We start from the raw sequence: 13,982 nt of genomic DNA on the forward strand, positions 1-13,982 counted from the left end.
GGGGTGTGAGTGAAGTTTGAAGGAGCAGGATGTGAGCGACAACGCAGCCAAGTCGGACCGGCATTATGCCATCGGCAACAAGAACCCGAACCTGCCGTTTCATCCGGCGGTGCGCGCCGGCGATTACATTTTCGTCTCGGGCCAGGTGCCCAAGGATGAAAACAACGACATGATCGACGGCACGATCGAGGAAGAGACGCTGGCGACGCTGAAGACCATCGAGCGTGTGATCGCGCATGAAGGGGCGACGCTGTCGGATGTCGTGCGGATCACCACCTATCTGCAGGATGTGCGCGATTTCGGGCGCTACAACCGTGCCTTCCTGCAGGGCATCGGCGATGCTGTTCTGGCGCGCACCACCGTCGAGGCCCGGGCCGTCATCAATACCAAGATCGAAATGGATGCCATTGTCTACAAACCGCTTGCCGACAAGGCTTGAGCGGGCACAACAGGAGAACGCAGAATGTACAAGCTTCTAGGCCGTCAGACCTCGGGAAACGTTCAGAAAGTGCTGTTCATGCTCGAACAGACGGGAGCCTCCTACAGCCGTGAGGATTACGGCCGGCAGTTCGAGAACACCGCCACCGCCGAATACAAGGCGATGAACCCGACGTCGAAGGTTCCGACCCTTGTCGATGGCGAGAAGGTGATCTGGGAATCAAACACCATTCTGCGCTACCTTGCCGACAAGGACGGGCCGCAGCTGACCGGTGCTTCGGCGGCGGAAAAGACCGAGGTCGAGCGCTGGATGGATTTCCAGCTGGCCGCGATCAATCCGGGCTACATGGCCGCGTTCAAGGGCGGCAAGCTGGCCCCCGAGGAGCGGGCCCCGGAGTATGAGGGAATGGTCAAGGATCTGGTCAACCAGCTGAAGATTGTCGATGGGCATCTGAAGGGGCGCGATTTCCTGGCGCTCGGCAAGCTGACGATCGCCGATATCTGCCTGGCGCCGATCGTCAAGCGCTGCCTCCGCTTCAAGATCGACCGGCCTGAGCTTGTCGAACTCGAGCGCTGGATGAATGCGATCGACAGTGAGGCGGCGTTCCAGCGGGCGCTGTCGCCCGACGCCGGCAAGGCGGCCTGATGTCCATCCGTTCCGTCGCCCTAATCGGTCTCGGGACAATGGGTCCCGGCATCGTCGCGCGGCTGGCGCGCGGCGGCCTCAACGTCGCCGCCTATGATACGGCGCCGGCGGCCGTTGAACGCGCCAAGGGCATGCTGGAGATCGCGCGCGGTGCGCTTGACCGGCTGGAGATCGGCGCGCCGGAGCAGGGCGAGGGGCGCATAAGCTTCGCGGCCACGCTTGCCGAGGCCGTCGAGGGCGCCGATCTGGTGATCGAGAATGTGCCCGAAGACGAGAGCATCAAGGCTTCGACCTATGGTGAGATCGTGCCTCTGGTCGGTGAGAATGTCATCATCGCATCCGACACGTCGGGCATCCCGATCACCAAATTGCAGGCGCATGTCAGCCATCCCGGCCGGTTCGTCGGGATGCACTGGTCGAACCCGCCGCATATCATTCCGATGATCGAGGTGATTGCCGGCGAACAGACGGCGCCGGAGACGGTCGCGACGATCCGCGATCTCATCCGCGAACTCGGGCTGTTGCCGGTGGTGGTCAAGAAGGATGTGCCGGGCTTTGTCGAGAACCGGGTGCTGTATGCCTTGCTGCGCGAGGCGGTCGATCTGGTCGAGCGCGGGGTCATCGAGCCGGAAGATATCGACACCTGCGTGTCGTGGGGCATCGGCTACAAGATCGCCGTGGTCGGGCCGATGGCGCTGCTCGATATGGCCGGTCTTGATATCTATCGCTCGGTCTCATCGTTCCTGAACAGCGATCTGTCGCGCCGCGAGGATGTGGCGCCGCTCATCAAGGAGAAAATCGAGGCCGGCAATCTCGGCATCAAGTCGGGTGGCGGCATTTATGCCTACACCCCGGAACAGAGCGCCGAATTGCAGGCCGAGCGGGCCCGCAAGCTGATCGCGGTGCGGCGGATTCTGGAGGGGCGGGACTGATCGGATGACCGACATGGCGCGCGACCCGGAGATCGGAATGGACAGGGCGACCGGCGACGGAACGCGGCGCGGGGTGTCGTCCGGACTGTCGGTTGCGGTCGAGTGGGTCGTGGGGCTGGCGCTGATCGCGATCGTCCTGGTCAATGTCGCCAATGCGGCCGGACGCTATGTGTTTGGTCGGGCGATCGCCGGAGCCGATGAACTGATGGTCTTTGCCATGGTGTTCATCGTCATGGCCGGCATGGTGACGGCGGCATGGTCGGCCAGTCATATCGCCATCAATCTGCTGCCGTCCTATGCGCGCGGACGCACCGAACAGCTGCTGTTCCTCGTCCAGGATCTCGTCGCGCTCTGCATCGCCCTGTTTGCCACTTACGCGTCGCTTGGCTATGTGACCACCATCAACCGGCTGGCGACCAAGAGTATGGCGCTCGGCCTGCCGATGACAATTCCGCACAGCGCCCTGCTGTTTGGTTTTGCCGGCCTTTCGCTCATCGCGCTGATCCGCGTCGGGCGCGGCATTCTGCGGCTGATCGCGGGGGGTGCGCGATGACCGCCGCCCTGGCCCTCGTTCCAATGGCGCTGCTGGCGATCGGCACGCCGGTGTTCCTGGCGCTGCTGGCCGGGGTGGTGCTGGCGCTGATGTTCTTCGTGCCAATGCAGCCGCTGGTCCTGCACCAGACATTGTTTGGCGGGCTCGACAATTACGCGCTGCTGGCGGTGCCGTTTTTCATCTTTGCCGGTGAATTGCTGTCGACCAGCGGCATTGCCGCGCGGCTGGTGCGGCTTGTCCTGGCCCTGACCGGGCGGGTGCCCGGCAGCCTCGGCGTGGCGACGGTCGGCGCATCGGCGATGATGGGGGCGATTTCCGGCTCCAGCGCCGCGGCTGTCGCGGCACTTGGCAAAACCCTGTTTCCGAAGCTGACTGCCGGCGGCTATGGCCGCGAGCGGGCCGGTGGCCTGATCGCCGCCTCGGGCGCGATCGACATCGTCATTCCGCCGAGCATCGCGATGATCCTGTATGGGCTGGCTGCCGAGCAGTCGATCTCGCGGCTGTTTCTCGCCGGCATCCTGCCCGGTCTGCTGATTGCCGCCCTGATGTCGGTGCTGATCGTCTACATCGCCGTCCGGCAGGGAATTCCGCGCTCCGGCGGTTTTGACTTTCGCGAGATCCGGGACGCGGCGCTGGGGGCCTTCTGGGCGCTCTTGATGCCGGTCGTCGTGCTCGGCGGTATCTATCAGGGCTGGTTTTCGCCGACCGAGGCGGGCGGATTTGCCTGTTTCTACGCGATCATCGTGGCCCGCTTCATCTACCGTTCGATGAGTTTCGCCGACATTGTGCGGGCTGGTGCCAATGCGGCGATGCTTTCGGCGCAGATCCTGATCATCGTCGCCGCCGCCGGTGCGCTGACCTGGCTGTTGACCGCGCAGGGCGTGCCGCAGGCGCTGGTCGCATGGATCCAGGCGCTCGAGATGGATCAGTTCACATTCCTGCTGTGCGTCAACGCGGTGCTTCTGCTGATCGGCTGCGTGCTTGATCCGACCTCCGCCATCCTCGTGCTGGCGCCGCTTCTGGTGCCGATTGCTGTGTCGGTTGGCGTTGATCCGATCCATCTGGGCGTGATCATGACCGTCAATCTGGCGATCGGCATGTTCACACCGCCCTTCGGCCTGAACATCTTCGTGGCGCAAAGCGTCACCGGGCTTTCGGCGCACGAGCTCTATCGCGGTGTGCTGCCGTTTGTCGGCGTGCAGATCATCGCGCTTTTGATCATCACTTACATGCCGGGTCTGTCGCTGACGCTCGGCGCCGCCAACTGAGAACAAGACAAAGGGGAAGACAATGTTGAAATCATTCCTGCGCAAGGCACTTCTGGGCGTTGCCATCGCCGCGCTGCCGCTTGCTGCCATGCAGGGTCCGGCGGTCGCTGCATCGACCATGAAGCTGGCCTCGGCAACGATCAACGACGTTCAGCACGAATGGCAGAAGGTCTTTGCCCGGGAACTGGCGGAGCGCGTCGGCGACGAGGTGAAGACGGAGATCTATCCGGCCAGCCAGCTCGGCCCGATCCCGCGCATGGCCGAAGGCGTGCTGCTCGGCACCATCGAGGCGTTCACGACACCGACCTCGTTCATGACCAATGTCGATCCGCGGTTCCAGGCATTCGATGTGCCGGGCCTGTTCAAAACCCCCGAGGATGTCGACCGGGCCATCCATGATGCGGATTATCGTGATCATCTGGAGACAATGTTCCTCGACAAGGGCCTGCGGGTCATCGGTGCGATCTACAACAGCCCCACCGTGGTCTTCACCATGGAGCCGGTGACCAGCCTCGCCGACATGCAAGGCCTGAAAATCCGCACCTTCGCCTCACCGATGCAGGTCAAGCCGATGGAGCAACTGGGCGCCAGTGCATTGCCGCTGGCCCTGTCGGAAGTGGTGCCGCAACTGGAAAATGGCGGTCTCGACGGCCTCTTGGTCGGCATGCCGATTCTGACGGCCTTCAAGTTCTACGATATCGGCAAGAACATCACCGATCTGCGTTTTGCCGAGATCGTCTCCGTCACGGTCGTCAACGAGGCGTGGTTCCAAAGTCAGAGTGACGAAGTGAAAACCGCGATCATCGAGGCAGGACGCGCCGCGGAAACCGAGGTGTTCCCGTGGGGGGTCGAGAATGTCGAGCGGACCTACAAGATCTGGAGCGACAATGGCGGTACCATCAACCAGCTTTCCGATGAAGAGCAGGCGAAGATGGAAGAGGATTTCGCAGCCTTGGCAACGTCCCTGGTCGATGCCGACCCGGCGGTGAAGGCGGAATATGAGAAGCTGAAAGCGCTGGTTGACGCCGGCGGCAAGGAGTAACGCAGCGATGCCGGCCTATTCGCATTCCAGTCTCGCATGGTCACCGGAGGGCGCGCAGTCGACGCTGCGCTCCCTGGCGGCGGCGCGGGCGAGGCTGAATGCGGCGCGCGTCTCGTATGCCCGGCCGGCAAATCCGCACCACAACTTTTCGACCGGCATGTTGTCTTCACCGGCATTCAGCAACGAGAATGTGCCGCTTTCGGGATCGAACCAGAGGGCGAAGGTGGAGCGCGCGCCGGGGGCGATGGTGCCCATGTCCTTTGAGTACCAGTGGGCGAGCTCTGCGGTGCAGGACAACACTTCGGGCGAGGCATTGGATACCGTCAGCGGCGCTTCGACCAGCCCGTCGGTGCCACGCCGGACTTCGATTTCACGCAATTCCACCGCCGCGGCGGGGGAGGACAGCCAAAGCATGGCAATGCAACATAGTGGAGGAGTGATTTTCACAGAGACAACCCAATAAAAAGAACAGGATAGATGTAAATTCTGCACACTTTATGCAACGAATCCAGAACCTAAAGAGGCGAATATGAAAAAGCTAATCATGACTACGGTGAGCGCTCTTGCTGTTCTCGGCATGAGCTACAGCGCAACCCTTGCGGCGGACGTGGAGGCCATCGCCATCCTGACGCCGGAAGAAGGCACCGACTACGGCTGGAACCAGCAGGGCGTCGATGCGGCGCGTGCGGCTGCCGAGAAGGCCGGCGTCGAACTGATCGTCGCCCAGGGCCTTGGCTATGGCGATGTGCGCCCGACGCTGCGCGAACTGGCCGAGGAAGGTGCGGATCTGATGATCGCGCATGCCAGCGGCTACAACACGTCGGCTCCGGAGATCGCCGAGGAAACCGGTGTTGCGGTGGCCATCGTCGACACGCCGGAAGCGCTGAAGCAAGGCCTGATCGCCGATTACACGCTGTCAGGACATGAAGGCGCCTATCTGGCCGGTGTTCTCGCCGCCAAGACGACGCGCTCGAAGACGGTTGGCGTTGTCGTGTCCGGTGAGCCGCCGTCCTGGAACTCGCAGTCGGCCGGATTCGCCCAGGGCGTGAAGGCCACCGATCCCGACATCAAGGTGATCTATGCGGTGATCGGACCGGCGGCCTATTCCGATGCGGCCGGCGGCAAGCGCGTCACCGAAAGTGTCATCGCTGCCGGCGCCGATGTCATCTTCGGCCAGGGCAATGGCTCGAGCTTCGGCATGCTGCAGGCGGTGGAAACCACCAAGGCGGCCGACGGCGAAAAGGTGATGTTCATCGACGTGATCGGCGACAAGTCCTCGATCGACAAGGGCTATCTGCTCTCCTCGGTGATCTGGGACATCGAACCGGTCTACTCCGCGATGATCCAGGATCTGAAAGACGACACGTTTGGCACCAAGTCCTATGCCATCGGCATCAAGGATGATTCCGTGCGGCTGTTGAAGACCCCGCAGGTCGACGAGGCCGTCTGGGAAGAGGTGCAGGCCGTGCGCGAAAAGATGGTCTCCGGCGAATTGTCGATTGATCCGGTGTTCGACGCCGCCGAAGTGCGCAAGCTGATGAGCGAAGTCGAAGAATAGGCTCGCAGCTCTAGCCAAAGGAGAGGGGCCGGGGCCCCTCTCCAAGCTTTCAGTTCCAGGGGCAGGATCGGGCGCCAGAGACGGGGCCGCCAGGCGATCCGCACGCATACCAGAATCGGATGGAGACATGCTCTCTCCCGCGCATCATCCCGGCGAAGCCGCGCCGATCATCGAGCTGGACGGCGTAACCAAGCGCTTTCCCGGCATCATCGCCAATGACAGCGTCGATCTGGCCCTGCGGCCCGGCGAAGTGCACGTGCTGCTCGGCGAGAATGGCGCCGGCAAATCGACATTGATCGGCATGCTGTCGGGGCTGTTGCAGCCTGATGCCGGCCAGATCCGCATTGACGGCAAAGTGCAGAGCATCGGTTCTCCGAGCCAGGCGCTCGGCCACGGTATCGGCACGGTCTTTCAGCACGCGATGCTGGTTCCCACGCTGACGGTCGCCGAAAATCTTCTGCTTGGCGGACCGTGGTGGCGGCGCCCGAACAAGGAGGGTCTGGTCGAAAAGGTCGAGACCCTGGCGCAGCAGCTCGGCATGCGCATCAAGCTCGATGCGCTGGCGGCGGATCTGTCGCTCGGCGAGCAGCAGATGGTCGAGATCCTGCGCGCCCTGTTGCGCGGCAGCCGGGTGCTGATCCTTGATGAATCCACCTCGATGCTGTCACCGGCAGGGGTCGAGGAACTTGGCGCCCTGATGCGGCGGCTGGTCGAACGCGGCATGGCGCTGGTGTTCATCACCCATAAATTGCGTGAGGCAACGGCCTTCGGCGACCGTATCTCGGTGCTCAAGCTTGGACGCAAGGTCGGCGAGATCGAGCCCGGGCGGTTCCGCGAGCTCGACGAGGACACGCTGATGGCGGAGATCGTCGAGATGATGTTCGGCATCCGCAGCGATGATCCCGAGAGCGTGGCGCAGGTGCCGGGCCCGGTCGATGACACGATCGCGCCGCTCTTTTCGGTTCGCGACCTGGCGCTGCCCGCCGGGCCGAATGCGCCGGGCCTGAGCGAGATCAGCTTCGATGTCCGGCCGGGCGAGATCCTCGGCATTGCCGGGATCGATGGCAACGGGCAGAAGCAACTGGCCGAAGCGCTGGCGGGGCAGCGGGCTGATGCCGAGGGGTCCATCACACTGGACGGTGCGGCAATCGACGGTCTGACGGTCGGCGGACGGCGGGCGCGGGGGCTGCGTTATCTGACCGATGACCGGCTGGGCGAGGGCACCGTCGGCAGCTTTCCCGTAGCAATCAATTTTTTCATCAAGGAGGTCGGCGCGCCGCCGTACTGGAAAGGCGCGTTCGAGCGCGGCGCGGCGATCGATCAGCGCGCCGCCGAGCTGATCAAGGACTACGACGTGCGCACGCCGAGCCGGCAGACACCAATCGGGCAACTGTCCGGCGGCAATGTGCAGAAGGTGGTGCTGGCGCGCGAACTGGCCGAGGGCGCGCGCGTGGTGATTTACAACAAGCCGACCTATGGCCTTGATCTCAACAACACGCTGAGCATCCGCCAGCGCATCCGCGAAGTGGCGGCGCAAGGCAAGGCGGTGATCCTGATATCCACCGAGCTTGAGGAAGTGCTGGGTCTTGCCAACCGCATCGCGGTGATGGCGGAGGGGCGCATTACCGGATTTGTCGATAACGGTCCGGACGCGCGCATGAATGTCGGACGGCTGATGATCGGAATCTCGCAATGAGCGCTCAGGATATCTCCACACGCCCCAGCACCACCGAGGCAGCGCCGGAAGGTGAGGCCGGGCAGCCGGCGACCCCGGCGGCGCGCGGCGTCGGCAAGCGCCTGGCGATGACCGTCGGCCCGGTGCTGGTCGCCCTGGCGCTGGCCGGATTGCTTTTGATGGCGCTCGGCGTCAATCCGCTGACCTACTATACCTATGTGATCGAGCGCGGGCTGTTGTCGCCGAGCGGCGTGCAGCAGACGCTGACGCGCATGGGGCCGCTTCTGTTTCTCGCTGCCGGGCTGATCGTGTCGTTCCGGGCCGGAATCTGGAATCTTGGCGGTGACGGGCAGTTCCTGCTCGGTGCCGTCGCGGCGGCGGCCAGCGCGCCGCTGCTGGCGATGATCATGCCGGCCGGTTTCGCCGTGGCGATCGCGTTTGTCATTGCCATTGTCGTGGCCATGCTGTGGTCGCTGGTGCCGGCCCTGCTCAAGGGCTATCAGGGCGTCAACGAGATCATCACGACGCTGATGATGACCTTTCTCGGGGCTTCGCTCGCCAATGTACTGGTCAAGCTGATCTTTCTCGATCCCGGCACGACGGTGCCGCAAACCCGCACCCTGCCGGTCGCCGACCGGTTGCCGCGGCTGTTCGACACGACGATTTCAAGCGGGCTGCTGTTCGGGCTGGCGGCGATCATCGCCGTGCATCTGATGATGGTGAAAACCTCGTTCGGTCTGAAACTGCGCATCGTCGGTGCCAATCCGCGCGCCGCGATCCATGCCGGTCTGAGCGTGCCGAAGCTGACAGTCGCGGTGTTTGCCCTGTCAGCGGGACTGTGCGGCATCGCCGGCGCGCTGGATGTGCTCGGCGTGCAGGGCAATGTGCGGGCCGACTGGAACCCCGGCTATGCGCTGACGGTGATCCCGATGGTGTTCCTGGCGCGCTTCAACGGCTACGCGTCGATCGCCTTTGTCGGGCTGTTGTCGGTCCTGTCGATCGGTGGCGAAAGCGCGGCGCGACGGCTCGGCGTGCCCAATGATTTCACACTTCTTCTGGTGGCCATCGTGCTGATCGTGTTGGCGATCGCCGAATATATCGATCACCGGCTGAGCAAGGCGGCGAAGGTTTGAACCCATGAGTGATCTCTTCACGACAGTCTTTCTCGGAGCCTTGTTTTTCGGTGCGGTGACGGCCGCGGTGCCGCTGCTGCTCGCGGGTCTCGGCGAACAGATGTCGGAAAAGGCAGGCGTGCTGAATATCGGCATTGAAGGGATGATGATCTTCGGCGCCTATACCGGCTTTCTCGGCGCCTATCTGTCGGAATCGCTGTGGCTCGGCTTTGCCACCGGCATGCTCGGCGGCATATTCGTCGCCCTGATCATGGTCGTCCTGTGCGTGCGCTACGGGCTCAATCAGATCGTCATCGGCATCGGTCTGACCCTCGGCTTTGAGGGGCTGACGGCGCTTCTGCACCATTTCCAGTTCTCGCGCACCTATCCGCGGCTGCCGGCCGCCGAGCCATTTCCGATCCCGATCCTCGCCGATATTCCGGTGCTTGGGCCGGCGCTGTTTCGGCATCACCTGATTGTCTATCTGGCGCTCGTGCTGGTCATCGTGATGAGCCTTCTCTACCGGCGCACGCAGCTCGGTCTCAATCTGCAGGCGGCCGGCGATAAACCGGCGGCGCTCGATGTGGCCGGGGTCGATGTGTTCCGCACGCGCACCATCGCCGTCGTGTTCACCGGCGCGATGGCAGGTCTTGGCGGCGCCTATCTCGCCAATATCGGCGCCGGTCTGTTCGTGCCGTTCATCACCAATGGCGCCGGTTTTCTCGGCATCGTGCTCGCCATGCTGGCGCGCGGCCGGCCATTGTGGGTTCTGTTGGGGGCCATGCTGTTCGGCATCTGCCTGGGCCTGACCACGGCGCTGCAGGTGGCCGGCATCAATATCCCGACCGATGTGATCCAGATGATCCCGTTCCTGGCCGTGATGGCGATGCTGGTGGCGTTCGGGCGCCGCTCGAGCCTGCCGGCCGCGCTGGGCCTGCCCTATGAGCGCGGCGCGCGCTGACTTGAATCAACGAAAACGGCTGCCGTCGCAGTCGCTATAAAGAGGAGAATAGCATGTCAGATACCAAGGTTTACCTGCTCGACGGCGGCTCGCTGGTGCTCGATGGCTTTCACGTCTTCTGGAACAAGGGGCCGGGCGGCGAGGTGCGCTTTCCGGTCTATTCGATCCTGATCGAGCATGCCGAGGGCCGGTTCCTGATCGACACCGGCTATGATTACGACCATGTCATGAAGGTGCTGCCGTTCGAAAAGCCGATGCAGACCAAGGAGCAGACCATTCCCGGTGCGCTCGGGCTGCTTGGTCTCGAGCCGAAGGACATCGACGTGGTGTTCAACTCGCACTTCCATTTCGACCATTGCGGCGGCAACAAGTATTTTCCGGACGCCAAGAAGATGTGTCACAAGCTGGAAGTGCCGCAGGCGGCCAAGCCGCAACCCTTCGAAATTCTCGGTTACTCGGATCTGAGCTTTTCGGCGGAAGTCGCCGAGGCACGCGGCGCCACCGATCAGTTGCTGGCCGGCACGACGGCCAAGAACTCGACCTTCGAAGGGGTCGAGGGGGACGTCGAACTGGCCAAGGGCGTCAAGCTCTTGTTCACGCCGGGTCACTCGATCGGCCATTACAGCCTGATGGTGGAGTTCGCCAACCGGCGGCCGATCCTGTTCACCATCGATGTCGCCTATACGCAAAAGAGCCTGGAGACCCTGTGCCAGGCGTCCTTCCACATCGACCCGGTGGCGGGCGTCGAGTCGATGCAGAAGATCAAGAAACTGGCGCAAGACCATGATGCGGAACTGATTTATTCGCACGACATGGAGAATTTCAAGACCTACAAGACCGGCACGCAATATTACGGCTGAGCTGACACGCGAAGGAGACGACGATGCGCTATAGCAACGACATGCAGCCGGTGATCACCCTGACATCCGGGCCGGTCAACGCCTATCCGGACGTGCTGCGCGGTCTCGGCCGGGTGGTGCTTTATGATTATGATCCGGCGTTCCAGCTGTTTTACGAGGAGCTGGTCGCCAAGACGCAGAAGGTGATGGGGCTGTCAACGCGCCCCCTGATCATGCAGGGCGAGCCGGTGCTCGGGCTGGAGGCGGCGGCCGCGTCACTGATCGCGACTGAGGACACCGTGCTCAATCTGGCATCCGGTGTGTATGGCAAGGGGTTCGGCTATTGGGCGGCGCGCTATACCGGGAACGAGCTGCATGAGATCGAAGTGCCGTACAATGAGGCGATCGATCCGCAGGCGGTGGCCGAGATGCTGAGACAGCATCCGGAAATCTCGGTGGTGTGCGCCTGTCATCATGACACGCCGTCGGGGACGATCAATCCGATCAACGAGATCGGCGCGATCGTTGCCGAGCATGGCGCCTATCTGATCGTCGACGCGGTGTCGTCCTTCGGCGGCATGCAAACCTCGCCGGACGCCTGCAAGGCGGATCTTTACGTTACCGGGCCGAACAAGTGTCTCGGCGCGCCGCCCGGACTGACGATGGTCGGCGTGTCGGATCGCGCCTGGACAAAGATGAAGGCCAATGAACGCGCCCCGCGCGCCTCGATGCTGAGCATTCTCGACTGGGAGAATGCCTGGTCGCACAAGGAGCCGTTTCCGTTCACGCCCTCGGTGGCGGAACTGAACGGTTACGACGTGGCTCTGGATCTTTATCTCGAGGAAGGTCCGGAGAATGTCTGGGCGCGGCACGATCTGACGGCGCGGGCAACGCGGGCCGGCATCAAGGCGATGGGGCTGGAACTGTGGGCTGCCGACGAGACGATCGCCTCGCCGACGACAACCACGATCCGCACCCCGGACGGGCTCGATGAACAGGCGATACGCGATGAGGCGCGGGCGCGTTACGGCGTCGTGTTCTCCTCCGGGCGTGGCGAGACCGCCGGCAAGCTGACGCGTATCGGGCACATGGGACCGACGGCGCAGCCGATTTATGCGATCGCCGGGCTGACCGCCTATGCCGGCGCGCTGAATGCGCTCGGGCGCAAGGTGGATGCCGGTGCCGGGTTGGCGGCCGCCATGGCGGTCATCGACGCCGCCAATTGAAAAATTTCAAGACAGAACAAGAGGGAATGAAGTCATGAGTGAACGTCTGGCGGGGAAGGTGGCCTTGGTCACCGGTGCGGCACAGGGTATCGGCAAGGCGATCGCCGAGCGGTTGGCGGCGGATGGTGCCACCGTGATCATCAGCGATGTCAACACGGACGGCGGCAAGGCGGCAGCAGAGGCGATCGGCGGCAAGGCCGTGGCGGTCGGCGCCGATGTCTCGGATCCGGAAGCGGTGACGGCACTGTTCGAGGAGATCGCCAAGCATGGCGGCATCGACATTCTGGTCAACAATGCCAGCATCGTGCCGTTCATCGCCTGGGATGATGTCGATCTGGCGCATTGGCAGAAAATCATCTCGGTCAATCTGACCGGCACCTTCCTGGTGACGCGGGCGGCGACCGATCAGATGCGCGCCAATGGCAAGGCCGGGCGGGTGATCTCGATCTCCTCGAACACCTTTTTTGCCGGCACGCCGAACATGGCGGCCTATGTCGCGGCGAAGGGCGGCGTGATCGGCCTGACGCGGGCGCTGGCGACGGAGCTCGGCCAGCACAACATCACCGTCAATGCGGTGACGCCCGGCCTGATCGAGAGCGATGGCGTGAAGGACAGCCCGCACAACAATGCCTTCGAATTCGTCGAGATGCTGCAGGCGGTGAAGGGCAAGGGACAGCCGGCGCATATCGCCGATGTGGTGGCCTTCCTGGCCTCCGATGATGCGCGCTGGATCACCGGCCAGACGCTGAATGTCGACGCCGGCATGGTGCGCCACTAAACCGATCCGCGTTTTCCAACGCACGTAGTGCCGGGGCACGGCCTTTTATCGCGCCCCGGCAGCCTCTCTCTTTTGCCTCGGAATTATGCCCGTGCCCACAGTTTTCGATCCTTCGACCTTGAATGCCGTCACGGTCGCCATGCTGATTGCCGGCATGGCGGTCACCGGTCTGGTGAGCGGCACGCTGGCCGGTCTGCTGGGTGTCGGCGGCGGCATCGTCATCGTGCCGGTGTTGTTCTGGGTGCTCGGGCTTTTGCAGATCGCGCCAGAGCACGCCAGTCACCTGGCCGTGGCGACGTCTCTGGCGACAATCATTCCCACATCGATCTCCTCGATGCGCGCCCACAACAAGCGCGGCACGGTCGACAAGGATCTGCTTAAACTGTGGGGCCCCGCCGTGTTCGTCGGCGCACTGATCGGCGGCGGGATGGCGATGATCGTTTCCGGGGCCGGCCTGCGGTTTCTGTTCGGCGTTGTCGGGCTCGCCGTTGCCGTCAACATGGCCATCCCGAAGACCCTGGTCATTGCCGCGCATCTGCCGCAGAGCGGTCTGGTCAACCGTGTGATCGGGGCGATCATCGGCCTGATCTCGTCGCTGATGGGGATCGGTGGCGGAACCCTGTCGGTGCCGACCCTGAATGCTTTTTCCTTTCCGCCGCACCGCGCCGTGGGCACTGCCTCGGCGCTCGGCCTTGTGATTGCCGTGCCGGGCGTCATCGGGTTCATCTATGCGGGCTGGGGCATAGAAGACCTGCCGCCGGGCAGTTTTGGCTATGTCAGCCTGCCGGCGGCGCTGATCATCGCACCGGTCAGCTTTTTCGCAGCGCCGCTCGGTGCGCGGCTGGCGCACGCGCTCGATGCACGCACATTGAAGCGGGCCTTTGCGCTGTTTCTCGCCATCACCTCGCTCAGGATGTTGCTTGGCTGAGGGTGCCGGCCGGCTGCGCAACGCCC

General features: G+C 63.4%; 15 protein-coding genes. 14 read left to right on the forward strand and 1 reads right to left on the reverse strand.

The window, feature by feature from the left end; genetic code table 11:
* Positions 1–31 precede the first annotated feature (31 nt).
* The 6 genes from KY465_RS13380 to KY465_RS13405 are packed head-to-tail and all read left to right on the forward strand — an operon-like array spanning position 32 to position 4,879.
* Positions 32–439: a RidA family protein gene (locus KY465_RS13380; protein WP_219202185.1), complete on the forward strand. Its 408-nt coding sequence runs from the start codon at positions 32–34 to the stop codon at positions 437–439.
* 24 nt (positions 440–463) lie between these two features.
* Positions 464–1,084, forward strand: a complete 621-nt coding sequence (locus tag KY465_RS13385; protein WP_219202186.1) for a glutathione S-transferase family protein — start codon at positions 464–466, stop codon at positions 1,082–1,084.
* Complete coding sequence (gene fhmpcd1, locus KY465_RS13390; protein WP_219202187.1) at positions 1,084–2,016, forward strand: 5-formyl-3-hydroxy-2-methylpyridine 4-carboxylate 5-dehydrogenase; 933 nt, start codon at positions 1,084–1,086, stop codon at positions 2,014–2,016. The genes KY465_RS13385 and fhmpcd1 overlap by 1 nt, the downstream gene beginning before the upstream one ends.
* Positions 2,017–2,020: 4 nt before the next feature.
* The gene (locus tag KY465_RS13395; RefSeq protein WP_219202188.1) at positions 2,021–2,569 is read left to right on the forward strand and encodes a TRAP transporter small permease; all 549 of its coding nucleotides are present in this window, start codon (positions 2,021–2,023) and stop codon (positions 2,567–2,569) included.
* The gene (locus KY465_RS13400) at positions 2,566–3,837 is read left to right on the forward strand and encodes a TRAP transporter large permease (protein WP_219202189.1); all 1,272 of its coding nucleotides are present in this window, start codon (positions 2,566–2,568) and stop codon (positions 3,835–3,837) included. The genes KY465_RS13395 and KY465_RS13400 overlap by 4 nt, the downstream gene beginning before the upstream one ends.
* A gap of 22 nt (positions 3,838–3,859) precedes the next feature.
* Positions 3,860–4,879 (forward strand): TRAP transporter substrate-binding protein, encoded by a 1,020-nt coding sequence (locus tag KY465_RS13405; RefSeq protein ID WP_219202190.1) that lies wholly within the window; start codon positions 3,860–3,862, stop codon positions 4,877–4,879.
* 15 nt (positions 4,880–4,894) lie between these two features.
* Here KY465_RS13405 and KY465_RS13410 read toward each other — a convergent pair whose 3' ends face one another.
* The gene (locus tag KY465_RS13410; protein WP_219202191.1) at positions 4,895–5,293 is read right to left on the reverse strand and encodes a hypothetical protein; all 399 of its coding nucleotides are present in this window, start codon (positions 5,291–5,293) and stop codon (positions 4,895–4,897) included.
* A gap of 115 nt (positions 5,294–5,408) precedes the next feature.
* On the opposite strand from KY465_RS13410, the gene KY465_RS13415 reads away from it, so the two are divergent.
* The 8 genes from KY465_RS13415 (at position 5,409) to KY465_RS13450 (ending at position 13,956) form a co-directional block, all read left to right on the forward strand.
* Positions 5,409–6,437, forward strand: coding sequence for a putative B6 ABC transporter substrate-binding protein (locus KY465_RS13415; protein WP_219202192.1), 1,029 nt, complete (start codon positions 5,409–5,411; stop codon positions 6,435–6,437).
* A gap of 127 nt (positions 6,438–6,564) precedes the next feature.
* On the forward strand, positions 6,565–8,133 hold the full coding sequence (locus KY465_RS13420) for a putative B6 ABC transporter ATP-binding protein (protein ID WP_219202193.1): 1,569 nt from the start codon (positions 6,565–6,567) through the stop codon (positions 8,131–8,133).
* Entirely contained in the window at positions 8,130–9,245 is a 1,116-nt protein-coding gene (locus KY465_RS13425; protein WP_219202194.1) for a putative B6 ABC transporter permease subunit 2, read from the forward strand. The genes KY465_RS13420 and KY465_RS13425 overlap by 4 nt, the downstream gene beginning before the upstream one ends.
* A gap of 4 nt (positions 9,246–9,249) precedes the next feature.
* Complete coding sequence (locus KY465_RS13430; protein ID WP_219202195.1) at positions 9,250–10,185, forward strand: putative B6 ABC transporter permease subunit 1; 936 nt, start codon at positions 9,250–9,252, stop codon at positions 10,183–10,185.
* Between the two features lie 53 nt (positions 10,186–10,238).
* The gene (gene pldA / locus KY465_RS13435) at positions 10,239–11,045 is read left to right on the forward strand and encodes a 4-pyridoxolactonase (protein ID WP_219202196.1); all 807 of its coding nucleotides are present in this window, start codon (positions 10,239–10,241) and stop codon (positions 11,043–11,045) included.
* A gap of 23 nt (positions 11,046–11,068) precedes the next feature.
* A complete protein-coding gene (gene ppaT, locus KY465_RS13440) occupies positions 11,069–12,250 on the forward strand; it encodes a pyridoxamine--pyruvate transaminase (protein ID WP_219202197.1) in 1,182 nt (393 codons plus the stop codon).
* Between the two features lie 34 nt (positions 12,251–12,284).
* The gene (gene pldH, locus KY465_RS13445) at positions 12,285–13,028 is read left to right on the forward strand and encodes a pyridoxal 4-dehydrogenase, SDR-type (RefSeq protein WP_219202198.1); all 744 of its coding nucleotides are present in this window, start codon (positions 12,285–12,287) and stop codon (positions 13,026–13,028) included.
* Positions 13,029–13,113: 85 nt separating this feature from the next.
* Positions 13,114–13,956, forward strand: coding sequence for a sulfite exporter TauE/SafE family protein (locus KY465_RS13450; RefSeq protein ID WP_219202199.1), 843 nt, complete (start codon positions 13,114–13,116; stop codon positions 13,954–13,956).
* Positions 13,957–13,982: the final 26 nt, after the last annotated feature.

The sequence above is a fragment of the Neohoeflea coraliihabitans genome (genome assembly GCF_019334345.1).
Lineage (GTDB): Bacteria > Pseudomonadota > Alphaproteobacteria > Rhizobiales > Rhizobiaceae > Pseudohoeflea > Pseudohoeflea coraliihabitans.